Raw genomic sequence first — 23275 nt, 5'->3', positions numbered from 1 at the left:
CCTCAACAGGAAACTTTTCGCAAACAGTTTCCTGTCCGGCATGACTCCATTGTCCACCACCTCAATAGGAAACCTTTCGCAAACAGTTTCCTACTCGGCTTGGCTTCATTGTGTCTCACCTCAACAGGAAACTTTTAGCAAATAGTTTCCCACTCGGCATGACTCCATTGCGCTTCACCTCAATAGGAAACTTTTCGCCCATAGTTTCCTGCCCGGCATGACTCCATTGCGCTTCATCTCAGTAGGAAACCTTTCGCAAACAGATTCCTGTCCGGCATGACTCCATTGCACTTCATCTCAATAGGAAACCTTTCGCCCATAGTTTCTCGTCCGGCTTGGCTCCATCGCTTTTCATCTCGACAGGAACCCCATTCCCATATTGCTTAAATGGCCCGACCGTGTTAAGATAGAAAAGTATGAATGTATGAAGAGATATCCTCTTGAAAGGAGTTTTTTATGACAGCTGATAATCTCACTTTTTCTCTTGAAATTGATTTCATTCCCGACATTGCAGAAGGGCGGGATGAATTCAAGCACAAAATGAAAGAGGTGGCCGACAAACATGAAGGCACCTATATTCTTGACCCCAAGGGCCGTCCCATCATTTCCGGTCTGGGAAAGGATGATGTGGAAGATACGCTGAAGGATCTGGGACTTCTGGCATTCGGCACCTGGCCGTCCTGCATTTTGACCTGCACCATGACCACGCCCCTTCCCATCCGCTCCGTAGGCATGTCCGACGGCTGGGATATTTACACCGGCAAGAAGACCTTCTTTGCCTTCGCCCAGTTCCCCTCCGACGCCCTTTCCATTATGACAAAGGCCTGCACCTACTATCTGGAACATGAAAACTATCAGTCCATGGAGGAATTCATCGATAAAATGGGCTATGAAGCCTTCCGGGATGCGGTGCTTGGAAATACCATGCCCGGCGCTTCCGATGGCGCATCCGGCGATTATTTCGGCGGATTCTCTTCCCCCGATGTGCCGCCGCTGAAGGAAGGGGATTTCGTCCGTCCGGAAAATAATATCATGCAGATTATCGAAGTGTATCCGGAAATGGGCCCCTTCCTCATGGAATACGGCATGTCCTGCGTAGGCTGCTTTGTATCCTATGATGAAAACCTGTGGCAGGCTGCCCAGTCCCATGGCATGGATGTATTTGAAATCATCGGCGAAATGAATGAATTCATTGCAGACAAGTACAAGAAACCTCTCCTCACCGATGATACGCCTATGGAAACCATCCTCACCATGTATCCCCAGCTTCTGCCGGTATTCCAGGAAGAAAAGATTGCTATGCCCACCGACATGAAGACCACCATCGGCACCATGTGCCGGGACGCAGGCGTAGACTCCGCCGCCCTCATTGCCAAATGCGATGAACGGCTCCGGGGCAAAGAAGAAGCCTGATTTCTGAAATAAAAAACGATGCAGCCAATGCCGCATCGTTTTTTTATTTCCCTTCCCTTTCATCCCTCCGCTTGTCTCTCAAAAAATCACAAAGCCTCTGGAAAAAAATTTCATTCTGCTTCCTGTCCCTTTTGGCCGGCCCTTCCATATGGTTTTTAGAAGAGCGTCTTGCCTTCGCCGCCTCATACCGCTGCTGGAGAAGGCCCTCTATATTTTCTTCTGTATACTGCCACCCGTCCTGATGGAAGGCAAAGGCCTTCCGTGAAAGGACCAGGGACGCAAGACCATAGTCCTGGGTGACTGCCACGTCGCCTTCTTTTACTTTGGAAATAATGGCCCAGTCCGCCGCATCCCTGCCCTGATCCACCAGAATGACCCGGCTTTTATCCGAGCGGATGCTATGGCTGGTATCACAGAAAATGAAGACTTCCAGTCCGAAAAGGGAAGCGGCCCTTTCTGTTTCGCGAATCACCGGGCAGCCGTCGCCGTCAATCAGTATTTTCATATCTGTCTCCCAATAAAAAACGGCAGGCTTTTCAAAAGAAGCCTGCCGTTTTATCTTATCTTATTTCATCTTCCAGCCCGATTTCTTCAGCATGGTCACCACCGGTACGATGATGATGCCGGAAACGATGGCTTCAGGAATGCCGTTCATGGCTACGATGCCCATGATGGTGGTACCTACGGCTTCCACGGAAATTCCCTTGGACGCTGCATAGGGAGCACCTACCAGCAGGAAGAAGGAGCCCAGGAAGAGCACCGTGTTGCAAAGGGATCCGCCTACAGCGGCAATGCCTACGCGGATGCCGTCCCTGCCGGGCATATGTTTATACAGGAACCATGCAAAGAGGCCGATGCATACCCTTGGAACAATGCAGATGAAGGCATCATAGAAAGGATTGTACTGCAGGGCAAACTGCAGGAGCAGACTTGGCGCCCGCAGGGTCTGGATGAAAGAGAAGAGCCCGAAGAGGAATCCCACCAGTGCCCCTACCTTCGGTCCTGCCACCAGCGCACCGATAATGGTGGGGATATGAAGAATAGTAGCATTCATGACGATCAAGGGAATGAATCCGTACCCCGTAAGGCCCAGGAAGATGGTGATCCCTGCCAGAAGACCGGACACGGTGAGCTGACGGATACTTAAAAATACATGATTCTCCTCAGGTGCATGATTAACTTTTTCCATTTTTTACCTCCGTTCTTACTCTCATCATAGAGATATAAGCCGTAAATTTGGCGATATACTCACCCTGCGGTCCGGTTCCGTCCTGATACCGGCAAAGCAGAGGTCCTCTATCTGCCAACAACTATTATAACGGACAAATCAGATTTGTCAACAAATCCGATTGATCCTATTCCTTGAAAATCCACCTGGTGAGACGCATGGCCCCCATAAGGGCAAAACCTGTGAGCCACAAATCAGACAGATAAGGAAATACGGAAAGATAGGAAGGGTCCAGGTAAGCCCGCCACAGGCCGCTTCCCGTAATCCTTGAGGAAATCACCACCGGAATGAAAAGCAGGAACATCCAGAACACCGCAGAGAAAACCGCCGTCACCGCCCGCTCTCCTTTTTTCCCTTCCAGAGAAAGGAAGAGAAAAATGCCGAAGGTCATCATGGCCAGAAGGATTTTGCCATAAAAAACAACGCCGAAAATTTCCATCAGGAAGAAAGAAGCGGTAAAGGGATCCAGCCTCATGCCGCCGGCGTAATAGAGGGCCAGGAAAGAAATCATGGCCGTGCCGGGAATAAGCCCGGAAAAATAAGCGCACCCCAGCCAGCGGGCAGCAAGGCCGTTCTTTTCCTTCAATTTTTCATAGCAGGAAGCCAGTTTCCTGTCCAGAAAGAAAGCAGCTGATACAAAGGCGGAAAGAATAACAAATGCACCGATTCCAATGGGCACAGGCGATGATTTCCACAGCCCGTCAATGACGGGAAGGTAATTCCAGAATACTACCATTTCCACAATCACAAAGGAAATCCACAGGGGCAGATGCACCGCTCCCCGAGCTGCCCCCAGCTCGCTGCCCCATCCTTTTTTCTGCACCAGGAAGAAAATAAAGGGCACCAGAAGCCCTGCTGCCCAATAGGCAGTCAAACCTGCGGACAGGGAAAAGGCGGTGTGGACCACAAATCCCCCCAGCCCCCAGGGAACAGTCAGCGCCAGAAGCCAGAGCAGCTGTCTCATACAGTCTTTATTTCTAAGCATATATATCACCTCAATGGATATATTGTACCACATGGGGACAAAGGGGGAGGGGCCCGCAGGGCCCGAGGGTTCTTAAGGTTCTTAAGATTGACGGGCCCCTGGCCCGAGGGTTGTGGTGGCGGCTCCGCCGCAGTATAAAAAAGTGGCTGTGAAAAAATGTAAATCATTTTTTTCACAGCCCCGTTTTCTTATTTCTTCTTTCCCTTTTTATCTGTTTTTTCTTTTTTCCGCTTCTGGCGCATGTTCTTGCCTTTGTGACCAAGCGCCTTATGTTCCTTTTTCTTGGTGGGCTTGTACATGCCCGGGGTGACCACTTTCTTTTTCGGTTTGCCCTGTCTTACGCGCCGTACGTTTCCTTTTTCGTCGTAGCGGGTAATGGTTTCGGAAATGGATTTTTCCAGTTTGCGGAGAAGGCTGCCGTCTTCAGGAGTGGCGTAGGTAATGGCAATGCCCTTGGTGCCTGCTCTCCCTGTGCGGCCGATGCGGTGGACGTAGTATTCCAGATTTCTTGGAATATCGTAGTTGAATACATGGGTAATGCCTTCCACGTCCAGTCCCCGGGCGGCAATGTCAGAGGCCACCAGTACCTGGATTTTTGCTTTCTCAAATTCCCGGATCACCTGGTTTCTCTGGCCCTGACTCATGTCGCCGTGGATTTCGTCTACCACGAAGTCCGTTTCTTCCTGCAGCCTGCCTGCAATTTCATGGGCTTCTTCCCTGGTATTGCAGAAGACCACTGCCATGTAGGGATTCATTTCCGTCAGCTGCTTTACAAGGAGCTTGAATTTGCGGGGTTTGGTGGTTTCGTAAACCCGCTGGTCCACCGTGGAAGCTGCCGCTTTTTCGGACACGTCCACCATGGCCGGATGGGTCATGTATTTTCTGGCCAGCCGCACCGCTTCTTCCGGCATGGTGGCGGAGAAAAGAAGGAGCTGTCTTTTCCTCGGCGTTTCATCCACCAGGGCTTCGATGTCCTCCCGGAAGCCATTGGCCAGCATCTGATCCGCTTCATCAAGAATGACCGTCTTCACCTGGGACAGATCCAGACTTTTTCTACGGATATGGTCCAGAAGACGGCCGGGGGTGCCGATAATGACCTGGGGATCCCGTTTCAGCTTCTGCAGCTGGTTTTCGATGGTCCTGCCGCCGATGATGTCGACTCCGTCGATGCCAAGTTTCAAAGCAAAGGGCCGGAATACATCAAATACCTGCTTGGAAAGCTCCCGGGTAGGTGTCATGATGAGAACCTGGGTAGCTCCCTTTTCTCTGTCCACCCGCTGGATGACGGGGAGAAGGTAGGCCAGTGTTTTGCCGGTGCCGGTCTGGGCGCGGCCGATGAGGTCCTTTCCCTTGAAAATAGACGGGATGGAAGCCTGCTGGATGGGCGTGGGCATTTTGATGCCCTGTAATTTCAAAAGGGCTGTCAGATTTTCTCCTACCCCAAGTGCTGCAAATGCGTTCATAAATCCTCCTGTTACTGCAAAATGCGAATGTTTTTCTTATTATACCATATAAGCCTTGAGGCCCTATGAAATCATCCTTCCTTTTTCACTGCCGGAAGGGTAAAAGAAACGACAGCTCCCAGAAGGCCTGCCATCCAGAGAATCTGGAGAGCAGCCGGCAGGCCCCACATATCCGCCGCCCATCCCACCAGCGGAGCAAAGATACCGCCAAGGGTGGTGGAAAGGCCCAGGGTGACGCCGGAGGCAAAGCCTGCGTTTTTGCCAAGGTAGGTCTGTCCCAGAATAACGATGGGACTGTAGGGCATGAATACGGAAAGGGCCGCCGGCACAAGAAGGGCATAGGCGAAAAGTAGACTGTCCGTATGGGTCAGGAAGAAATAGGCAGGCACCATGCAGATAAAGGCGGTGCGGATGACCTTGAGGAAACCTGCCGTATCCGCCAGCACGCCTCCCAGATAGGTAAAGCAGGCTCCCAAACCGAAAAGGATGGACAGGGCGGATGTTCCTTCTCCTTCCGAAGCCCCCATCACATGAATCCAGAGAAGAGGGATAAAGGTATTGCTCAGGGTAAATCCAAGGGAACGGGCCAGGATAAGCACCGACAGCTTTCCAAAGGACCACCAGTCGTTTGTCTTTTCCTCCTTTCCATGGGCCAAAGATTTCTTCTTTTCTGCCAGTGATATAATGCGAAGAACAGAAGGCATGCGAAGGAAAATGGAAAGGGCAATGAGGGCGTTCAGCACACCGAAAATAAGAAGGGACTGAATGCCCAGACTGTAGGCGCAGAGACCTGCCAGCAGGGGCCCTATGGCAAAGCCGGCATTGCCGCCTACGGAAAAGATTCCCATGGCCCTTCCTTTCGCTTCGCCGGAAATACGGTTCACCATAAGGGCCGCTTCCGGATGAAAGAGGGCGCTTCCCACGCCGCAGCAGAGGGCCGCCGTGAAAAGAGCCATGTAGCTTCCTGTAAATCCCACCGATGAAATGGAAAGGCCGCAGATAAGACAGCCCAGGGATATGAACCAGGGCCTGGAAATCCTGTCGGAATAGTAGCCAAATACGGGCTGCATGACGGAGGCGATGAGCACATTGGCAAAGACAAGCATGCCCGCCTGCTGATAAGAAAGGCCATAGTGGGCGATGAAGTAGGGCAGAAGAGCCGGTATGGCTCCCTGGGACCAGTCAGTGGCCAGATGCCCGAGAGCGAAGAAATAGACTGAAGGATTCATAGGATCCCCTCCTCTCCTTTTTTCCTATTGTATGACGGACTGACGCAAAATAGAATCCCCTTTGGCAAATAATATACAGGTTACAAAAAAACTTCCAAGAAAAAATCTTGGAAGTTGATTTTGAGTGGTGCGGTCGGAGAGATTTGAACTCTCACGGATTACTCCACTACCGCCTGAAGATAGCGCGTCTGCCAGTTCCGCCACGACCGCATATGAAGTTAAACAACAAGAAATTAGGAAAATTGTGGTGCGGCTGGTGAGACTTGAACTCACACGATCGAAAGATCACTACCCCCTCAAAGTAGCGCGTCTGCCATTCCGCCACAGCCGCATATATGGTGCCTCAGAACGGAATCGAACCGTTGACACAAGGATTTTCAGTCCTTTGCTCTACCAACTGAGCTACCGAGGCAAAATTGTGGCGACCCGGATCAGATTTGAACTGACGATCTCCGCCGTGACAGGGCGGCATGTTAGACCACTACACCACCGGGCCGTTTTGGTGGGCGATAACAGGATCGAACTGCTGACATTCTGCTTGTAAGGCAGACGCTCTCCCAGCTGAGCTAATCGCCCACATGGTGACCTGTGCGAGATTCGAACTCGCGAACCCGCCGTGAAAGGGCGGTGTCTTAACCACTTGACGAACAGGCCACATATGGTGATCCATCCGCGACTCGAACGCGGGACACCTTGATTAAAAGTCAAGTGCTCTACCGACTGAGCTAATGGATCATTGGCAGGGGTAGTAGGATTCGAACCTACGCATGACGGAGTCAGAGTCCGTTGCCTTACCGCTTGGCGATACCCCTATGGCTCCTGAAGCAGGGTTCGAACCTGCGACATCGTGATTAACAGTCACGCGCTCTACCGGCTGAGCTATTCAGGAATCTATAGCACATCCTCTCGGATGATACTAACAAATGGAGCGGAAAACGGGACTCGAACCCGCGACCCCAACCTTGGCAAGGTTGTGCTCTACCACTGAGCTACTTCCGCATGTGTTAGCAACGATATTATTATATCATTACTTCTTGATTTGTCAAGTCACTTTCGAAATTTTATTTTCATCAGCGAGATGACTCTCAATGTCACGGCTTATATCTTAGCACATTGTGTTTTTTCTGTCAACAGGGAATTTTGAATCAGTCAAGATTTGATTTTCTGTCGGAAGACTTCCGCCGTGCGACGAAAATGATTATAGCTCATTTCTCCCCTTTTGGCAAGCCCCTTTTTCAAAAAAAATCAAAAAAGCACCGAAGGCCGGTTTTCCCTGCCTTCGGTGCCTGTTCCGTTATAAATCCAGCCCTGCGTCAGTACCGAATACTTTCATATGCCTGCCGAAAACAGACTCTCCCCGGTCGGTGAAATAGCCCAGGTATTCCGCCATGGTATTGTCTCCTGTAGGCTTCTCTGCGCTGGAGCTTCCATAGGCAGAGCGGTCCACCAGGAACCTGCCGTCCATAGGCAGGAAGGTAGAAAGACCTTCCACCATGGCAGCGGCAAAGGGATGGATATCCTCGGCAGATACATTCTTCCCCACTGTGGAAACCGCGTCGGTCAGGATGGCGGCCGACGCCTTTCCTGCCTCCGTTTTCCCTTCATCAATGGAAAACGGGCAGGTGAAAAGGCTTTCCACCTCCAGATAATCCAGAGAGGCAAGGAAGAGGTACAGGGATACCAGATTTTCCTCCGAAACCCCTATACGGCGCAGATCCGCCGCATCCGCCGGCATGTCAGGGATGGCATCGGAAACGCCGACTGCGAGCCGGGAGAAAACCTTCCAGCCCGTTTCCTCCCATTCCGGCGCCCCTTTGGCGGTGACTTCCTTCCAGAGGCGGAAAAGGTCTGCCTGCTTTAAAAGGAGAGACTTTTCCCCGAAGGGAGTAATGTGGAAATAATGGGCGGAAATCCATGCTTTGGGATTGGGCTTTTCGATGAAATGATCCGGAAGGCCCGCCTCTTTCAGTTTGGACTTAAGGTACACCGGCGGCACACCCATGTCGATGAGTCCTCCGATCATCATATCCGCCGTCAGTTTACCGTAGCATCTGATAAAAAGAGCTTTCATTATTTAATCTCCTTTCTCTGCCTCCCGCTTCCTGCGCCGTCAATGGCCACATCCACGTCCGCCGAGCCGAAGGTCTTCATCTGGTTCAGCATATCAATGGCTGCATCCAGCAGGGACAGTCCCAGGGCAGAGCCGAAGCCCTCGGCCTCTGTGAAATCATAATGGAGGAACGGTTTCATGCCAAGCTTCTGCATCTGCATTTTATGCACCGGCTCATCATAGTATACGGAAGGGAAAATGAAATTCCTGATTTCCGGATATACCGTCACCGCCGCCAGCACGGCAGCTCCGGTGACTGCATTGTCAAAAACCACCATCATGCCGCTTCTGGCCGCTTCTACCACGAAGCCGAAAAGGGCTGCAATTTCAGCAGACCCCACCTCTGCCAGATTTCCTATGGGGTCTTTGCCGAAGTCCCCTACGCCGGAGAGGGAGAGGCGGAAGCTGCTTCCGGCGGATACCTTCATCAGGTCTTCCTTCATAATGGCTGCCGTCACTGCCAGGGCGGAAAGAAGGAATCTTTCCCCTATATTGCCAAGGCCTGCCGCCTCTACGCCCTGGCGGGCAAGGGTCTTTGCCACCGACATGCCCAGGGCGACGGCACCTTCCACCACTTCATCATCCATGGCCGGACGGCCGTGATGGGTGCCGTGAATCATTTTCTTTGTAAGCACTCCTACTATGTCGGAGGTATCCTTTTCAAGGCCTGCATCAATGAGGTATACCGGTGCGTCCAGCTGACGGGCGATCACATTCACCGGGCCGGCGCCCTGGGACACCAGCTTCATTTCATCATGGGACAGCTGCCCCTTTGTCTTATTCTCCCCGTCCACTGCCGTATCGCCGCCAAAAATAACAAGGGCCTTATTCAGATAGGAAGGCTTGACTTCGCCTGTAATGCCGGCTATGCGTACTGCCATTTCCTCCAGTTTTCCCAGGGAATGGATGGGCTTTATCAGGTTATCCACGTACAGCTGGCAGGCTTTCATAATATCTTCATTTAATTTTGGCACAGCGCTCATGCTTTCACCCCCGCTTCTTCCTTTGTGACGCATTCCCTGTACACCGACAGGGCGTAGTCCAGCATCCTGGTCTGTATGCCGGCACCGATGGCTTCTCCCAGCCGGAAATCAAGGTCAATATATTCCGTAAGTCCAAGAGCCGCCAGGGATTTCTTATGGGCCTGCTCCAGGGACAGATGGGATGCCATGAGGTAATGAACCGCCTCCGGGCAGAGTGCTTTGGCAATGAAGGCACTGGCGGTGGTATTAAACCCGTCTATAATGGTGAGGGCACGGTTGGCGGCCGCTCCCAGAATGACACCGGTCATGCAGCCGTATTCAAAGCCCCCCACCTTGGAAAGGACATCCAGTCCGTCTGTGGGATCCGGGTGGTTCACATCCATGGCCTTCTGCACCACTTCCACCTTATGGCGGAGCCGTTCATCGGAAATATTCGTGCCCCGTCCTGTAACCTCCAGGGCATTCCAGTGATTGAAGGCACCCAGAATGCAGGCGGAAGAGGTGGTATTGGAAATCCCCATTTCACCGATGGTGAAAACCTTGTATCCTTCCTTTGCCTTTTCTTCTGCAATTTCAATGCCCGTCTCAATGGAGCGGATGGCCTCCGCCCTTGTCATGGCCGGCCCTTCTGCAATATTTTTCGTGCCGAAGGCAATTTTCCTGTCAAGAAGATCCGGCACGCCGCTCATATCTGCATTGATGCCCATATCCACCACCACCATGTCCGAGTGGGCATAGTAGGCCATGGCATTGGCCGCCGCCCCCTTTGTCTCCACATAGGCCCTTGTCATGCCTACGGTGGTGGACTGGGGATAGGCAGATACCCCTTCTGCATATACACCGTGATCAGCACAGGCAATCACCGTGCAGCACTTGGGAATGGCCGGCATGGCTTCTCCCGTCACACCGGCAAACTGGGTCACCATATTTTCCATTTTCCCCAGGTCTCCCATGCCAAGGTAGAGATCCTTCCAGCGGGAAGCCGCTCTTTCCATGGCGTCTTCATCCAGCGGCCGGATTTGGCTCAGCGTTTCATCCAGTAATCCCATTTATACCTCCTTATTATATTTTCATTATTTTTCTATTAAATCTTCAAGCAGATTCATGTTTATTATACCATGAATCGCTCCGATTTCTGAAAGCATTTCCTTCGTTGTATGTTTCAGAGGAAATGATTATAATAGGGACAGAAGTTCTTTTCAATTTCATCAAACCAAAGAAGGGGATACAGGAAATCTGGGATTCCCTTTTTCTTTGCATTCAGGAGGCCATGATTCATTCACAGCGCTTCCTTAAAGGAGGTTTTACCAGTGGATTTTGAAAAGCTTTATATCGACGGCCGGTGGATTCCCGGCGCGTCGGGACAGTTTATCGAAGTGGAAAATCCGGCCACAGGAGAAATGTTTGCCAGAGTCCCCAGGGGCAATGAGGAAGACGTGGACAGGGCAGCCGGAGCCGCCCGCAGGGCCCTTCCTGCCTGGAGCGCCCTGCCTTTGGCAGAACGGATTTCCCTTATGGAAAAATTCCTTGCCATTTTCAAAAGCCAGGAAGAGGATTTAATCGATATTACCATCAAAGAACTGGGGTCCCCCTATGCCTTTACCAAAGCGTCCCAGGTGGAATACCAGTACGTCCGCACCCGTTCCTACATCGACCTTTCGCCGAAGGTGCCGCTGGTGGAAAAAATGGAATACTCCACCACCTATCGGGAGCCGGTGGGTGTCATCGGCTGCATTACTCCCTGGAACTATCCCCTGGGCCAGGTGATCCAGAAAATCGTGCCGGCCCTCCTCATGGGAAATACGGTGATTTTAAAGCCAAGCCAGCACACGCCCCTGTCTTCCTACTACCTGGCAGAGGCCTTTGAAAAGGCAGGCTTCCCGAAGGGCGTATTCAACCTGGTCACCGGACGGGGCGGCGAAGTAGGAAATGCCCTGTCCTCCCATCCCCTGGTGAATATGATTTCCTTCACCGGCTCCACCTCCGGCGGCATTGCCGTAGGCAAAAAGGCGCTGGAATCAGTAAAGCACATCAGCCTGGAACTGGGCGGCAAGTCTCCCTATATCATTCTTCCCTCGGAAGATCATGACTACACCGAACCTATCCATCTCTGCTTCAACAGTATCTTTCTGAATTCCGGGCAGACCTGCACCGCCTTCTCCCGCCTCCTCATTCCGGAAGAAGAGAAAGCCATCATAGAAAAACAGCTGGCGGAAATCGCAAAGGAGTATACCGTAGGCGATCCCATGGACCATACGGTAAAGCTGGGGCCCGTGTCCTCCCGGCAGCAGTTTGAGAAAATCTCCGACTATATCCAAAAGGGCATGGATGAAGGGGCCCGCCTCCTCACCGGCGGCCTTCCAGGCTCCCCGTCAAAGGGCTATTACATCAACCCCACCATTTTCACCGATGTGAAGAATGATATGACCATCGCCCAGGATGAAATCTTCGGCCCCGTGCTCTGCGTCATCACCTATAAAGATGTAGAGGACGCTATCTCCATTGCCAATGATGTGCGCTACGGCCTCAATGCCGGCGTGTACGGCCCCAAGGAAAAGGCCATTGCCATCGCCCACCGGATAGAGGCAGGGAACGTTTACATCAATGCCAGCCCCAGGGACACCGCAGCCCCCTTTGGCGGATACAAGGAAAGCGGTATCGGCAGGGAGGGCGGTATTTACGGCATGCTGGAATTCACCCAGCAGAAAGCTCTCTTTGATACAGGAAAATAAGATTTCCCTTTGACAGGGCTTCCCAAAAGGAAGCCCTGTTTCTTTTTGTCTCCTTTCGATATAATGTAGATAATGTTAGGGAAGCACTGATTAATTCATAGAGTTTTCTTTTATAAGAATTTTTATGCACTGCTTCGTTATGGGCTTCCTTAAATAGCTCGAAAAAGGAGAAAATCAATGAACAGCTCATTTATGAAAAAAGTCATCCTTATCCTTGCCGTCATCCTGGCCGCCGGTGCAGGCTGGTACTTCCTGTACTGGGCAAAGACCCCCGCCTATGCGGCCGGTGAAATCCAGCAGGCGGTGAAGCAGAAAGACCTGCAGCTCTTTAAGGAAAGGGTGGATATGGAAAGGGTCTATTCCTATGCCGTAGATGATACGGCGTCCTACCTTGCCTCCGACGGTGTGCCGGACCACGGCCTGGCCGCCTCCATCCTGAAAATGCTGAAAAAGCAGGCGGTGGATGAACTGGTTCGCCAGACAGAGCTCCGTTTTCAAAAGGAGGACGTCAAACCCTCCGGCAACCCCGGGCAGATTCTCTCCGCCTACCTGGGCTCCGCCGCCCTCTCCATGACCGACATACTGGACGTAAAGGAAGAGAAGGGCAAAGCCATCGTGTCCGTCAAACTGCACGATAAAAAACTGGACCACGATTTCACCTGGCAGGTGCTCATGGAAAAGGACGTAAACGGCAGCTGGACCGCCGTAAGGATCCTGAATCTGAAGGAGTATCTGAAGGAAAGACAGGATGCCCTTCTCAGCCAGTAAGTCCGGATAAAAAAGGCAGTGAAGAAATTTCCATCATTTCTTCACTGCCTTTTTTATTTTTTATATAATCTGGAAAAGGAAAAACTTCAGGTAATAGGTTTCTGGCACCGTCATGAGGATGGGGTGATCCGGCGCCTGCTGGCGGAATTCGATCTGCCGAAGGGTTACGCCTGCATCCCTGGCTGCTTCCTTCACCATCTTCACAAAGAGTTCCTCCCCCATGAAATGGGAGCAGGAACAGGTGGCCAGATAGCCGCCCCTGGGAAGGATCTTCATGGCGCGGTAATTGATTTCCTTGTAGCCCCGGAATGCTTCGTGCACTGTTTTCCCCGATTTCGTAAAGGCCGGCGGATCAAGGATAATGTAGTCATAGTCATGGTTCTTCGTCCGGTCCAGCTCCGTCAGGTACGCAAACACATCCGCCTTTACCGCTTTGATGGGAAGATGATTGATTTCCCCATTATGGGAGGCCATGCGGACTGCCTCTTCGGAAATATCAAGAGCTGTCACGGAAGCGGCGCCGCCTTTTGCCGCATTCAGGGCAAAGGCGCCGGTGTGGGTGAAGCAGTCCAGCACATGGCGGCCCCTTGCAATGGAAGCAGCTGCCAGGCGGTTGAACTTCTGGTCAAGGAAGAAACCGGTTTTCTGCCCGTTTTCCACATCCACCGTGTAGCGGATGCCGTTTTCCACAATATCCACCAGTGTCTTTTCATGGGAAGGATCCAAAAGCGGGGAACAGTAGAATCCCTTGTACTGCTCCATGCCCTCCAGTTCCCTGATTTTTACATCATTTCTTTCATACACGCAGGAAACGGGAAGATTCCTTTCCCGAAGCACTTCAATGAGGCCGTCAAGAAAGGCCTGCTTCCTCTTTTCCATGCCCAGGGACAGCACCTGTACCGACAGCACGTCGCCGAAACGGTCCACCGTCATGCCCGGCAGCTGATCTGCTTCTCCGAATACCAGACGGCAGCAGTCATAATCTTCCTTCCGCATCACCTGGAGCCGGTAATCCACCGCATAGGCAGCCCGCCTTTTCCAGAATGCTTCATCAAATCGGTCATTGGCATTGGTGGAGAAAATGCGGATGGTAATTTTGGAGTGAGGATTGTAAAAGCCGCTTCCCACAAATTTTCCTTTGGAGGAAAGAACCTTCACAATGTCCCCCGGCGCAATGCCTTCCTCTGCTTCTTTTATCTCGGAACCGTAAATCCATGGGTGTCCCCCTCTGGCCGCCAGTTCCGCCCTCTTGCTGATGGTTACTGTCTTCAGTGCTTCCATATCTGTCTCCTGTGGTAAAAATGAAATCCTATTTCTGCTATTTTACCACAAGGGAAAAAAGGAAAACAGGCCTGCCGAGGCAGGCCTGTTTTCCGGGTTCAGAGGGTTCAGCAGAAAAAGTTTCTTAAGATTGACGCGCCTTTGGCGCTGCGGGTTGTAGACTGCCGCCAGAGGCAGCAGTCAATATAAATTCAGCGTTACGTGCTGTCCTTCCCATCTCTCCGATTATCCCAGGTACTTGTGGAAGAAGGCGGCGATTTTGTCGAAGGGAATCTTGTCCATGTTATCGTAAAGGTCTGTGTGGTTGGCACCGGGAACGATGAGGAGTTCCTTATTATTCCCTTTCAGCTTCTTGAAAGCATCTTCGGAGAAATAACGGGAGTGGGCCTTTTCACCATGGATGATAAGCACCGGACTTTCGATTTCATCGGCATAGGTCAGAAGAGGCATGTTGGTGAAGGAAAGGGCGCTGGTCAGGTTCCATCCGTCATTGGAGTTGAGGGACCGGGGATGGTAGCCTCTCTTTGTTTTGTAGTAGTCATAGTAGTCCTTCACAAACTGGGGAGCATCGGCAGGAAGGGGATCCACTACGCCGCCGTCCCTCTTGTAGTTTCCATTCTTATAATCAATGGTTCTCTCCTCATTGAGGGCCTTCCGTCTTTCCATTCTTTCCTTCTTCAGGGTGTCCTGATCCTTTGTGTAATCAAAGTAGCCATTGGAAATGACACGGCTCATATCGTACATGGTGGACGTGACGGTGGCTTTAATTCTTGTATCCATGGCAGCCGCATTAAGGGCAAATCCGCCAAAGCCGCAGATGCCTACAATACCGATTTTATCCGGATTCACGTCGGAGCGGTTGGAGAGATAATCCACCGTTGCGGAGTAATCTTCCGTATTGATGTCCGGGCTGGCTACATTTCTGGCCCTGCCGCCGCTTTCACCGACAAAGGAGGGGTCAAAGGCAATGGTCAAAAATCCCATTTCCGCCAGCTTCTGGGCGTAGAGGCCTGCAGCCTGTTCTTTAACGGCGCCGAAGGGGCCTGCCACAGCAAGCGCCGCCATTTTCCCTGTCCTGTTTTTGGGCATGTATACATCTGCTGCCAGGGTAATGCCGTAGCGGTTGTGGAAGGTGACCTTGCTGTGATCTACCTTGTCGCTCTTGGGGAATGTTTTATCCCAGGTATCAGTGAGCTTCAGGGGCTCATCTCCCGGCCAGGAGGTAGTAGAAATCTGCCGCACGGCCTTTGCTTTTTCCGCCTGGTTGTTTACATCGGCAGCATCCGCTGTCATCACAGAGCCTGCCAGAGCAAGACCGGCCAGGGCAAGAATCATCCATTTCATTTTCTTTACGTTTATCATTTTCGTTTCTCCTTTGCTTGCTTTACACATGCATGCCTGCCTGAAAGGCTTCATGCAGCACTTCATGATTTTCAATATCTCCTGCTTCTGTTACGCCGCCGGCAAAGACCGCGCCTGCCAGGCGGGATTTGGGAAAGCAGTCTATCCAGCCGGTCAAACCGGAAATGGTCCTTTCCGGTGTATGGGGATTGTCATCGGCTGCGGTCATGAGCAGGTACACATCCCGGAAACGGTATTCCTGCGGAAACAGGGGATTACACCGATCCAGCAGTGCTTTCATCTGTCCGCTCATGCCGTAGTAATAGATAGGTGTGGCAAAGACCACCACATCCGCTGCCCCGATTTTTTCTCTGATTTCTTCTGCATCATCCTTCATGAAACAGTGGAAAGTTTCCTGACAGGAAAGACATCCGGTACAGAAACCGAATTTCTTTCCCCGAAGGGAAATCACCTCCACCCGGTTTCCCGCCTCACCTGCCCCTTTGGCAAAGGCTTCTGCCAGGGCCTCTGAATTGCTCCTTTCCCTCAGGCTGGCGGCAATGATAATGACATTTTTATCCACAAAAATACCTCCTGCTTTATTATGGAAACCATTTTTTAGAAGCGCCGATTCATTCATAAGGGTTCATTGAATCAGTTCTCTCTGATGGTTCCATTATAAAGCGGGAGGTACTATAATAGCCAATACCCGATTATTTTCATTCATCATGCCGATTCGGCATGGATTTGATTACTCTTCCGGCTTTTTAAAATCCTTTTCCATCTGGTTTTTTATAATCTCTGCCGCCTTAGACAGGGTTCTTTCCTTTTTCCATACAAGGAAATTGCCGCTGTGCAGGGCAGGGATGAATGGCCGGAACACCAGATTCTCCCGATAGGGCGTACCGCAGGGGATAAGCCGGTCATAGGTAATCATGCTTCCCATGCCTGCTTCCACCAGAAAGGCCGCATTATAGGCCAGATTGTAGGTGGAAACGATGTGAAGCTCCTCATCCCCGCCCATCCACCGCTGGATTTCATTTCTGGAAGTCAGCTGGGCGGAAGCAATGAGCGGCTCCTTTCTAACATCCGCCGCCCGGATACCCGGTTTGCCGGCCAGAGGGTTATCCTTCCTGAGGAGCAGCCCCCAGGTGTCCCGATAGGGCAGCTGAATATAATAGTACCCGTCCGGCGGAATACTGCGGCAGAGAAGAGCAAAGTCAAGGAGCCCTTTCTCCAGATAATCCAGGGACTGTTCCCCGTTTCCGCTTAAAAGATGGAGATGGATGTCAGGATAGCGGTCAAAGACAGGAGAAAGAGCAGACACCACATCCCTCATGGCTTCCGTCTCCCCGCAGCCCAGATACACATCCCCTGCCACTGCATCACTCAAATGGGAAAATTCATTGATAGTTCTCTCTTCCAGAGAGACCAGCTCTTCTGCCCGCACTTTGAAAAGAATGCCCGCCTCTGTCAGGGTAGTCCGCCTTTTACCACGGATAAAAAGCTCCGCCCCCAGTTCCTCTTCCAGTTCCCGAAGCTGCCGGGAAAGAGTGGGCTGAGTCAGGTGAAGCTTGTCAGCCGCTTTGGTAATGTTCTCTTCCCGGGCCACTGCCAGGAAATACTTAATAACCCTTAATTCCATACTGCCTCCTGTTATTTTTTTACGAAGCGCTTCCTTTTTCCTGCAGGAATTCCTGAAGCACCACCGCCTGGTTGTGTTCTTTGTCCTTAGCACCAAAGAGAAGGGTCACCGGTCCCTTTGCCAGCGCTTCCTTCACAAGGGAAATCAATCTTTCCGTTTCCGGATTTTTTTCCAGTTCTTCCCTGTATTTTTCCCTGAACTCTTCAAACTTTTCCGGTTCATGGCCGAACCACTTCCGAAGCTCCGGCGACGGGGCAATGGCCTTTTCCCAAAGATCCAGTGCTGCCTTTTCCTTAGAAATGCCCCGGGGCCACAGACGGTCCGTAAGAATACGAAAACCGTCGGAATCCTCCGGCTTTTCATATACCCGTTTGATTTTCAAATCCATAGTAAGACTTCCTTTCGCTTATCTTCTATTGTAGCATGGAATTCTATGGAAAAATGTGACATCCGCAAAATTTTTATGAAAGAAAAGGCTGTGAAACCATTTTCATGATTTCACAGCCTTTATTTTATGTTATGTTTTCTGATCTGAAATCAGATTACATCATTCCGCCCTGGGGCATAGGAGGCATAGCCGGTTTTTCTTCCGGAATATCGCCTACTACAGCTTCAGTGGTGAGAACAAGGGCAGCGATGGAAGCTGCGTTCTGCAGTGCGCTTCTGGTGACTTTAGCCGGATCTACGATGCCTGCTGCCAGCATGTCTTCGTACTTGTCTTCTGCTGCGTTGTAGCCGATGCCGTCGCCTGCTTCTTTTACCTTTTCAGCAACGATAGCACCTTCCATACCTGCGTTGTCTGCAATCTGGCGTACAGGAGCTTCGATGGCGTGACGAACCAGGTTTACACCGGTCTTTACATCGCCTTCAGCCTGGATGGAATCAAGGCTCTTCTGGATGTCCAGGAAAGTGGTGCCGCCGCCGGCAACAATACCTTCTTCCACAGCTGCTCTGGTAGCATTCAGAGCATCTTCAATGCGGAGTCTCTTATCTTTCATTTCAACTTCAGTAGCTGCGCCTACTTCGATGACAGCAATGCCGCCGGACATCTTAGCCAGACGTTCCTGGAGTTTATCTTTATCAAACTGGGAAACAGCTTCCTTGTACTGTTCGCGGATCTGTTCCACTCTGTGCTTGATTTCATCCTTGTCGCCTGCACCGCCTACGATGGTGGTGTTGTCTTTGGTAATGCGTACCTGATGAGCGGTGCCCAGGTCGTCCAGGGTTGCACTCTGGAGCTTGCGGCCCATATCATCGGAAATCACATGGCCGCCGGTGAGGATGGCAATGTCTTCCAGCATAGCCTTGCGGCGGTCGCCGAAGCCAGGAGCCTTGACAGCAGCGCATTTCAGGGTGCCGCGGAGTCTGTTCACTACCAGGGTAGCCAGAGCTTCGCCTTCCACATCTTCAGCGATAATCAGCAGTTCCTTGCCGGAACGGGCAACCTGTTCCAGAAGCTGGAGCATATCCTGCAGCATGTTGATCTTCTTGTCGGTAATGAGGATGTATGGATTTTCCATGACGCATTCCATTTTATCCGGGTCAGTGACCATGTATGGGGAGAGGTAGCCGCGGTCAAACTGCATACCTTCCACAACCTTCAGGCTGGTGCCCATGGTCTTGGAGTCTTCAACAGTGATAACACCGTCGTTGCCTACCTTTTCCATAGCGTCTGCAATGAGTCCGCCAATGGTCTTGTCGGCAGAGGAAATGGAAGCAACCTGGGCAATGGCTTCCTTGGTCTTAACCGGAACAGCCTTCTTCTTGATTTCATCTACAAGAACCTTGACTGCTTCTTCAATGCCCTTCTTCAGTACCATGGGGTTGGCACCGGCTGCCACGTTTCTCATGCCTTCATGAATCATGGACTGAGCCAGCAGGGTTGCGGTGGTGGTGCCGTCGCCGGCTACATCGTTGGTCTTGGTGGCTACTTCTTTAACGAGCTGGGCACCCATGTTTTCAAATGGATCCTTCAGTTCGATTTCACGGGCAATGGAAACACCGTCGTTAACGATGTTCGGAGCACCGAATTTCTTATCAAGAACTACATTGCGACCTTTCGGTCCCAGGGTAATCTTTACTGCATTAGCCAGCTGGTCAACACCCTTCAGGAGAGCTGCCCGGGCTTCTTCATTATAAAGTACTTTTTTAGCCATTTATATCACTCCTATAAGTTCATTGAAAATTAAAGAATAGCAAGAATATCTCTTTCAGCGAGAAGCAGGTACTTTTCGCCGTCTTCATCAATATCTACGCCGGAATATTTAGCAAAAAGAACATGGTCTCCTACCTTGACTTCGAAGGGAAGACGGGTGCCGTTGTCCAGCACTTTGCCGGAACCGATAGCCATAACGGTACCTTTCTGGGATTTTTTCTGAGCTGTATCCGGAATCAGGATTCCGCCTTTAGTCTTTGTTTCTTCTTCATCAACTTTAACGAGAACACGATCTGCCAATGGTTTTAACATGTCTATTCCTCCTTTGACTATTAGCACTCACTTACATCGAGTGCTAACTTACTTTTCTATAATACATAACTTTCTTCAAAAATGCAAGTGTTTTATTGAAAAAAATCATTATGAAAAGGGAAGACCGGAAATATTCTGCCACGGTTCAGAGGATTATGATGGTTCAAAGAGTTCAAAAGATTCAAAGGGTTCAGAGGGTTCAGAGGGTGTGGATTGCCGCCTTTGGCGGCAATGAGTTTTATATGGGGCTGTGAAAAAATACAGAACTGACATCACTGCCACTCCACCTCACTGTCATTTCGACCGGAGCCGGTCAGCCGACAATAGGAAAGCCTCTTATTGGGCAGGCTAGAGGCCAACTTCGGCTGACTTGGAGGTCCTATGCAGGACCTCCACAGAGTGGAGAAATCTCATTCCACGATAGTATAAACCTCATTGCGGCGGGAGATTTCGGGGCTCAGAGCCTCAATAGAACAAAAGGCATTATCATCCATAACTACATGCAGCATCGCTCGAAATGACGTAGAGGCAGGAAGCAGACCGTCATTTGGCCAATTTCCGTGAAAATTTATGTATACAAAAGGGGCTGCGAAAAAATGTAAATCATTTTTTTCACAGCCCCGTTTATTAAGGGAATGACCTTCCTGCCAAATAGAAGCATTCTGAGTGAAGAATCTCAACACATGCCGATAGTGACTCATCTATAAGTAAATACCGGCCGGCAGGAAGAAGCCTCCTTTCCACGGTCCAATAGTTTCATAAAAAGCAAAAAAGCTTTGAAGAAACGATTTCCATTTCTTCAAAGCTCTTTTTTATCTTTCCTGTTTGACGCCTTCTCCGACGATCCGCACATCCAGAGGCACATGGATATGGTAGGTATCCATAATGCGCTTCTGCACTTCGTGAAGCACGTCCAGTACCTCTTTGCAGGAGGCATGGCCGTTGTTGACCACGAAATCAGGATGCTTGGTGGAAACCTGGGCATCTCCGATGGAAAAGCCCATGAGGCCGCAGGCTTTGATCATGGGGCCTACATGGTATCCCGGCGGACGAAGATACATAGTGCCGGCGCTTCTCTTTTCCAGAGGCTGCTTGGTCCTTCTGGAAATCTGGTGTTCCGTCATGTTTCTCTTGATTTCATCCGCATTGCCCGGGGCCAGATGAATCTTGGCGCCTACAATGATATCGCCGTTATGCATGAAAACGCTGTCGCTGTCGCCGTAGTGAAGGTCATCCCATCCATAGGTGCGGTCTTCCTTTCCGTCGCCGGAAATGGTATAGACCTCCTCCACCACGTTCTTCATCTGGCTGCCATAACCGTTGGCATTCATGAAGACAGCGCCGCAGAGGGTGCCGGGAATGCCTACGGCCCATTCAAAGCCCTTGAGGCTGTTCTTTTCCGCAAACCGGGAAACGGTGCCGGTGCCTACGCCGCCCATGGCGGTAATCCATGTGTCCTTGCAGGCAGTTTCCTGCTTCAGGCGGTTCGTGCAAAGGGTAATGCCGCGGATACCCAGATCCGATACAAGAAGGTTGGAGCCGCCGCCTATAAAGGTGACGGGGATGCCTTCATCATGGGCTTTGGAGAGCACCTTTTTCAGTTCCTCCACTGTCTGGGGCATTACAAAGCAGTCTGCCGGCCCGCCGATACCATAGGTGGTGTGACGGCTCATAGGTTCATCCAGCTTATACTGCCGTTCATTTAAAATTCCATCAAGAAATGCTTTCCAATCAGTCATTGTTTATTCAGTTCCAATACATCCATACCCTGCGCCATTGCATCGGATACAATCTTCTGCAAATCCGCAGCCACCTGATTCCAGCGAATAAATGCCTGGAGATATTCCTGGGCATTGCTGTTGTTGCTGACAAGCACAGCCAGCTCCTGCAGATGCTGGTAGCTGTCCTCGTCTTCCTTCTGTCCTGCCAGTTTAGCATAATCAGCTTTCATCTGGGCCATGATATATTCCTTCACCATTTTCCTGGCTTCCTCATCGCCCTTGATCTTTTCGGCTGCCGCAGTCAGACGTTTCATTTCATCGCTTTCCTTGATCGCCCTTGCCAGATCATAAGCTGCATCATACGTATTCATGGGTGTTTCTGCCTCCTTTAAACAACCGGCCGCTCTCCCTTAAAAGATGGGGAAAACCGGTCTGTCTCAGTGCTTCCAGGGCCACAATGGCCACCGCATTGGATAAATTGAGAGAACGGGCTTCTTCTATCATGGGAATCCGGATGCAGTCCTCCTTATGGGCCAGGAGCATATCCTCCGGAAGTCCTTTGGTCTCCTTGCCGAATACAAGCACATCATCTTCCCTGAAGGATACCTCCGTATAGGACTTCACCGCCTTGGTGGTATTGTAGTAAAAATGATGGCCCTCCAGCATCCTTTCCACAGAAGTGAAATCAGGATGCACATGGATCTCCAGAAGATCCCAGTAGTCCAGTCCCGCCCTTTTGAGATGCTTGTCGTCAATGGAAAAACCCAGGGGTTCCACCAGATGGAGAGTCAGATGCTCCGCCGCACAGAGGCGGGAAATATTTCCCGTATTGCCCGGAATCTCCGGCTCCACTAACACAATATGCATAGGTATCCTTTCATGAAATCAGAAATAACTTCCGTACCGGTCACGGTACCGGTCTACCTGCTCCCGTCCCCCGTAAAACTTGAATGTTCTCGGTTTCTGTCCCCGGTAGGAAATCTGGTAGATGGGCCCCTTTTCCAGTCCGTTCACCGCAATGCGGTAAATGTTGTAATGAAAGCCATCGCTCTTCTGGGGCACCGGAAGACCTACAGCCTCCACCCCCTCATTAAAGGTAAACTCCGGCTTGTAGTCCTTCGACAGGAAGCGGGACGGATCCAGCTCTTCCTTCGTCAGAGGATCCGCCATTTCCACTTCCACCGTCAGCTCATCCACCACGAAAACATTTTTAATTTTATTGGCGGAAACAGGCAGTATCATTCCTAAAGATAATAAGACTGCCGGAACAATATATTTATATTTCATAGGTTCCTCACTTATAAAATGGTAAAACACTGTCCCCTCCCTGCACTTTTACTATTCTACCACATTCGGGCAATGAGAAAAACAGGGGTACATAAAATAGCAGCGCCTGCGGCAAATAAAAAGACTGCAGCAGCGCTGCAGTCTTTTTACCATTATTTTCTTTCTTTAATTCTAGCTGCTTTACCGGACAGGCCGCGCAGATAGAACAGTTTAGCACGACGGACAATACCGCGGCGCTTCACTTCGATCTTTTCCAGACGGGGAGAATGAACCAGGAATGTTCTTTCAACGCCTACGCCATAGGAAATACGACGAACGGTGAAAGTTTCTCTCACGCCGGCATTTCTGCGGGCAATAACGATGCCTTCGAATACCTGTACACGTTCAGTCTTGCCTTCGATGACCTTTACATGAACTCTTACGGTGTCCCCCGGGCGGAATTCAGGAATGTCATTTCTGAGCTGTTCATTTTCCAGTGTTTCAATAATGTTCACGATCTTTTCCTCCTTCTCACAAGACATTCATGCCGATCGCTTTTGGCAGAGGACTGTCCAGACTAACAGTAGCATTGTATCATACTTTCCCTTCCATTGCAATGAGAAAGCAGGTACTTTGATGCTGA

24 protein-coding genes and 10 tRNA genes are annotated in these 23275 nt (G+C 50.9%); 4 read left to right on the top strand and 30 right to left on the bottom strand.

From position 1 onward, the window contains the following. Positions 1-456: 456 nt before the first annotated feature. Complete coding sequence (locus Q0482_RS08070) at positions 457-1413, top strand: DUF1858 domain-containing protein (RefSeq protein WP_299145308.1); 957 nt, start codon at positions 457-459, stop codon at positions 1411-1413. 43 nt (positions 1414-1456) lie between these two features. On the opposite strand, the gene Q0482_RS08065 is transcribed toward Q0482_RS08070, so the two are convergent. The 18 genes from Q0482_RS08065 to cobT all read right to left on the bottom strand — a co-directional run bounded on the left by Q0482_RS08065 (position 1457) and on the right by cobT (position 10460). Next, entirely contained in the window at positions 1457-1918 is a 462-nt protein-coding gene (locus Q0482_RS08065) for a DUF188 domain-containing protein (protein WP_299145307.1), read from the bottom strand. A 60-nt stretch (positions 1919-1978) separates the two neighbouring features. After that, positions 1979-2602: an ECF transporter S component gene (locus Q0482_RS08060; protein WP_299145305.1), complete on the bottom strand. Its 624-nt coding sequence runs from the start codon at positions 2600-2602 to the stop codon at positions 1979-1981. Between the two features lie 166 nt (positions 2603-2768). Further along, entirely contained in the window at positions 2769-3626 is an 858-nt protein-coding gene (locus tag Q0482_RS08055; protein WP_299145304.1) for a hypothetical protein, read from the bottom strand. 188 nt (positions 3627-3814) lie between these two features. Further along, entirely contained in the window at positions 3815-5089 is a 1275-nt protein-coding gene (locus Q0482_RS08050) for a DEAD/DEAH box helicase (protein WP_297026837.1), read from the bottom strand. Between the two features lie 71 nt (positions 5090-5160). Continuing rightward, a complete protein-coding gene (locus tag Q0482_RS08045) occupies positions 5161-6318 on the bottom strand; it encodes an MFS transporter (protein WP_299145302.1) in 1158 nt (385 codons plus the stop codon). A 125-nt stretch (positions 6319-6443) separates the two neighbouring features. Next, positions 6444-6528: transfer RNA gene (locus Q0482_RS08040), tRNA-Leu, on the bottom strand. A gap of 35 nt (positions 6529-6563) precedes the next feature. Further along, positions 6564-6649, bottom strand: a tRNA-Leu gene (locus Q0482_RS08035). A gap of 5 nt (positions 6650-6654) precedes the next feature. Continuing rightward, positions 6655-6730, bottom strand: a tRNA-Phe gene (locus Q0482_RS08030). Positions 6731-6737: 7 nt separating this feature from the next. Continuing rightward, a tRNA-Asp gene (locus tag Q0482_RS08025) sits at positions 6738-6814 on the bottom strand. A gap of 4 nt (positions 6815-6818) precedes the next feature. Beyond that, positions 6819-6894 (bottom strand) — tRNA-Val (locus tag Q0482_RS08020). A gap of 3 nt (positions 6895-6897) precedes the next feature. Continuing rightward, positions 6898-6972 (bottom strand) — tRNA-Glu (locus Q0482_RS08015). 5 nt (positions 6973-6977) lie between these two features. Further along, a tRNA-Lys gene (locus Q0482_RS08010) sits at positions 6978-7053 on the bottom strand. Between the two features lie 2 nt (positions 7054-7055). Next, a tRNA-Gln gene (locus tag Q0482_RS08005) sits at positions 7056-7130 on the bottom strand. Between the two features lies 1 nt (position 7131). Continuing rightward, positions 7132-7207: transfer RNA gene (locus Q0482_RS08000), tRNA-Asn, on the bottom strand. Positions 7208-7242: 35 nt separating this feature from the next. Then, a tRNA-Gly gene (locus Q0482_RS07995) sits at positions 7243-7317 on the bottom strand. A 295-nt stretch (positions 7318-7612) separates the two neighbouring features. After that, entirely contained in the window at positions 7613-8389 is a 777-nt protein-coding gene (larC, locus tag Q0482_RS07990; protein ID WP_299145301.1) for a nickel insertion protein, read from the bottom strand. After that, a complete protein-coding gene (locus tag Q0482_RS07985; RefSeq protein ID WP_299145299.1) occupies positions 8389-9411 on the bottom strand; it encodes a nicotinate-nucleotide--dimethylbenzimidazole phosphoribosyltransferase in 1023 nt (340 codons plus the stop codon). Before Q0482_RS07985 ends, larC begins: the two co-directional genes overlap by 1 nt. Continuing rightward, a complete protein-coding gene (gene cobT, locus Q0482_RS07980) occupies positions 9408-10460 on the bottom strand; it encodes a nicotinate-nucleotide--dimethylbenzimidazole phosphoribosyltransferase (RefSeq protein WP_299145297.1) in 1053 nt (350 codons plus the stop codon). Before cobT ends, Q0482_RS07985 begins: the two co-directional genes overlap by 4 nt. A 261-nt stretch (positions 10461-10721) precedes the next feature. Between cobT and Q0482_RS07975 the strand changes: the two genes are divergently transcribed. Together Q0482_RS07975 and Q0482_RS07970 are read left to right on the top strand one after the other, a co-directional pair. Further along, on the top strand, positions 10722-12143 hold the full coding sequence (locus Q0482_RS07975) for an aldehyde dehydrogenase family protein (RefSeq protein ID WP_299145296.1): 1422 nt from the start codon (positions 10722-10724) through the stop codon (positions 12141-12143). Positions 12144-12320: 177 nt separating this feature from the next. After that, positions 12321-12911 carry a DUF2939 domain-containing protein gene (locus Q0482_RS07970; RefSeq protein ID WP_299145294.1) on the top strand — a complete coding sequence of 197 codons (591 nt, stop codon included), beginning with the start codon at positions 12321-12323 and terminating at the stop codon, positions 12909-12911. A 60-nt stretch (positions 12912-12971) separates the two neighbouring features. On the opposite strand, the gene Q0482_RS07965 is transcribed toward Q0482_RS07970, so the two are convergent. The 7 genes from Q0482_RS07965 to groES all read right to left on the bottom strand — a co-directional run bounded on the left by Q0482_RS07965 (position 12972) and on the right by groES (position 19645). After that, complete coding sequence (locus Q0482_RS07965) at positions 12972-14192, bottom strand: class I SAM-dependent rRNA methyltransferase (protein ID WP_299145293.1); 1221 nt, start codon at positions 14190-14192, stop codon at positions 12972-12974. Between the two features lie 225 nt (positions 14193-14417). After that, positions 14418-15554 (bottom strand): alpha/beta hydrolase, encoded by a 1137-nt coding sequence (locus Q0482_RS07960; RefSeq protein ID WP_299145291.1) that lies wholly within the window; start codon positions 15552-15554, stop codon positions 14418-14420. Positions 15555-15576: 22 nt separating this feature from the next. Continuing rightward, positions 15577-16116, bottom strand: coding sequence for a flavodoxin family protein (locus tag Q0482_RS07955; RefSeq protein WP_299145290.1), 540 nt, complete (start codon positions 16114-16116; stop codon positions 15577-15579). A 168-nt stretch (positions 16117-16284) separates the two neighbouring features. Then, complete coding sequence (locus tag Q0482_RS07950) at positions 16285-17178, bottom strand: LysR family transcriptional regulator (protein ID WP_299145288.1); 894 nt, start codon at positions 17176-17178, stop codon at positions 16285-16287. Between the two features lie 19 nt (positions 17179-17197). Beyond that, on the bottom strand, positions 17198-17566 hold the full coding sequence (locus tag Q0482_RS07945) for a DUF488 domain-containing protein (protein ID WP_299145287.1): 369 nt from the start codon (positions 17564-17566) through the stop codon (positions 17198-17200). Between the two features lie 154 nt (positions 17567-17720). Continuing rightward, positions 17721-19334 (bottom strand): chaperonin GroEL, encoded by a 1614-nt coding sequence (gene groL / locus Q0482_RS07940; RefSeq protein ID WP_299145285.1) that lies wholly within the window; start codon positions 19332-19334, stop codon positions 17721-17723. Between the two features lie 29 nt (positions 19335-19363). Next, complete coding sequence (gene groES / locus Q0482_RS07935) at positions 19364-19645, bottom strand: co-chaperone GroES (RefSeq protein ID WP_008860470.1); 282 nt, start codon at positions 19643-19645, stop codon at positions 19364-19366. A gap of 110 nt (positions 19646-19755) precedes the next feature. Between groES and Q0482_RS07930 the strand changes: the two genes are divergently transcribed. Further along, positions 19756-19899, top strand: coding sequence for a hypothetical protein (locus Q0482_RS07930; protein ID WP_299145283.1), 144 nt, complete (start codon positions 19756-19758; stop codon positions 19897-19899). Between the two features lie 558 nt (positions 19900-20457). Here the strand turns inward: Q0482_RS07930 and murB are convergent. From murB to rplS, 5 genes are all read right to left on the bottom strand, one after another. After that, positions 20458-21384, bottom strand: coding sequence for a UDP-N-acetylmuramate dehydrogenase (gene murB / locus Q0482_RS07925; protein ID WP_299145281.1), 927 nt, complete (start codon positions 21382-21384; stop codon positions 20458-20460). Continuing rightward, positions 21381-21737 (bottom strand): YlbF family regulator, encoded by a 357-nt coding sequence (locus tag Q0482_RS07920; RefSeq protein ID WP_008860468.1) that lies wholly within the window; start codon positions 21735-21737, stop codon positions 21381-21383. Before Q0482_RS07920 ends, murB begins: the two co-directional genes overlap by 4 nt. Next, a complete protein-coding gene (locus tag Q0482_RS07915) occupies positions 21724-22233 on the bottom strand; it encodes a tRNA (cytidine(34)-2'-O)-methyltransferase (RefSeq protein WP_299145278.1) in 510 nt (169 codons plus the stop codon). Before Q0482_RS07915 ends, Q0482_RS07920 begins: the two co-directional genes overlap by 14 nt. An 18-nt stretch (positions 22234-22251) precedes the next feature. Further along, positions 22252-22653 carry a hypothetical protein gene (locus tag Q0482_RS07910; RefSeq protein WP_299145276.1) on the bottom strand — a complete coding sequence of 134 codons (402 nt, stop codon included), beginning with the start codon at positions 22651-22653 and terminating at the stop codon, positions 22252-22254. Between the two features lie 152 nt (positions 22654-22805). Beyond that, positions 22806-23147, bottom strand: coding sequence for a 50S ribosomal protein L19 (rplS, locus tag Q0482_RS07905; RefSeq protein ID WP_349676022.1), 342 nt, complete (start codon positions 23145-23147; stop codon positions 22806-22808). Positions 23148-23275: the final 128 nt, after the last annotated feature.

Source organism: uncultured Dialister sp. (genome assembly GCF_937959425.1).
Classification (GTDB): Bacteria; Bacillota; Negativicutes; order Veillonellales; family Dialisteraceae; genus Dialister.
The sequence above is the reverse complement of the archived record's forward strand: the minus strand, read 5'-3'. Positions and strand labels throughout refer to the sequence as shown.

What these genes read in the sequence shown, in the direction of transcription:
- Q0482_RS08070 (WP_299145308.1), top strand. Translation starts at nt 457, where the DNA reads ATGACAGCTGATAATCTCACTTTTTCTCTTGAAATTGATTTCATTCCC.
- Q0482_RS08065 (WP_299145307.1), bottom strand. Translation starts at nt 1,918, where the DNA reads ATGAAAATACTGATTGACGGCGACGGCTGCCCGGTGATTCGCGAAACA.
- Q0482_RS08060 (WP_299145305.1), bottom strand. Translation starts at nt 2,602, where the DNA reads ATGGAAAAAGTTAATCATGCACCTGAGGAGAATCATGTATTTTTAAGT.
- Q0482_RS08055 (WP_299145304.1), bottom strand. Translation starts at nt 3,626, where the DNA reads ATGCTTAGAAATAAAGACTGTATGAGACAGCTGCTCTGGCTTCTGGCG.
- Q0482_RS08050 (WP_297026837.1), bottom strand. Translation starts at nt 5,089, where the DNA reads ATGAACGCATTTGCAGCACTTGGGGTAGGAGAAAATCTGACAGCCCTT.
- Q0482_RS08045 (WP_299145302.1), bottom strand. Translation starts at nt 6,318, where the DNA reads ATGAATCCTTCAGTCTATTTCTTCGCTCTCGGGCATCTGGCCACTGAC.
- larC (WP_299145301.1), bottom strand. Translation starts at nt 8,389, where the DNA reads ATGAAAGCTCTTTTTATCAGATGCTACGGTAAACTGACGGCGGATATG.
- Q0482_RS07985 (WP_299145299.1), bottom strand. Translation starts at nt 9,411, where the DNA reads ATGAGCGCTGTGCCAAAATTAAATGAAGATATTATGAAAGCCTGCCAG.
- cobT (WP_299145297.1), bottom strand. Translation starts at nt 10,460, where the DNA reads ATGGGATTACTGGATGAAACGCTGAGCCAAATCCGGCCGCTGGATGAA.
- Q0482_RS07970 (WP_299145294.1), top strand. Translation starts at nt 12,321, where the DNA reads ATGAACAGCTCATTTATGAAAAAAGTCATCCTTATCCTTGCCGTCATC.
- Q0482_RS07965 (WP_299145293.1), bottom strand. Translation starts at nt 14,192, where the DNA reads ATGGAAGCACTGAAGACAGTAACCATCAGCAAGAGGGCGGAACTGGCG.
- Q0482_RS07960 (WP_299145291.1), bottom strand. Translation starts at nt 15,554, where the DNA reads ATGATAAACGTAAAGAAAATGAAATGGATGATTCTTGCCCTGGCCGGT.
- Q0482_RS07950 (WP_299145288.1), bottom strand. Translation starts at nt 17,178, where the DNA reads ATGGAATTAAGGGTTATTAAGTATTTCCTGGCAGTGGCCCGGGAAGAG.
- Q0482_RS07945 (WP_299145287.1), bottom strand. Translation starts at nt 17,566, where the DNA reads ATGGATTTGAAAATCAAACGGGTATATGAAAAGCCGGAGGATTCCGAC.
- groL (WP_299145285.1), bottom strand. Translation starts at nt 19,334, where the DNA reads ATGGCTAAAAAAGTACTTTATAATGAAGAAGCCCGGGCAGCTCTCCTG.
- groES (WP_008860470.1), bottom strand. Translation starts at nt 19,645, where the DNA reads ATGTTAAAACCATTGGCAGATCGTGTTCTCGTTAAAGTTGATGAAGAA.
- Q0482_RS07930 (WP_299145283.1), top strand. Translation starts at nt 19,756, where the DNA reads ATGAAAAGGGAAGACCGGAAATATTCTGCCACGGTTCAGAGGATTATG.
- murB (WP_299145281.1), bottom strand. Translation starts at nt 21,384, where the DNA reads ATGACTGATTGGAAAGCATTTCTTGATGGAATTTTAAATGAACGGCAG.
- Q0482_RS07920 (WP_008860468.1), bottom strand. Translation starts at nt 21,737, where the DNA reads ATGAATACGTATGATGCAGCTTATGATCTGGCAAGGGCGATCAAGGAA.
- Q0482_RS07915 (WP_299145278.1), bottom strand. Translation starts at nt 22,233, where the DNA reads ATGCATATTGTGTTAGTGGAGCCGGAGATTCCGGGCAATACGGGAAAT.
- Q0482_RS07910 (WP_299145276.1), bottom strand. Translation starts at nt 22,653, where the DNA reads ATGAAATATAAATATATTGTTCCGGCAGTCTTATTATCTTTAGGAATG.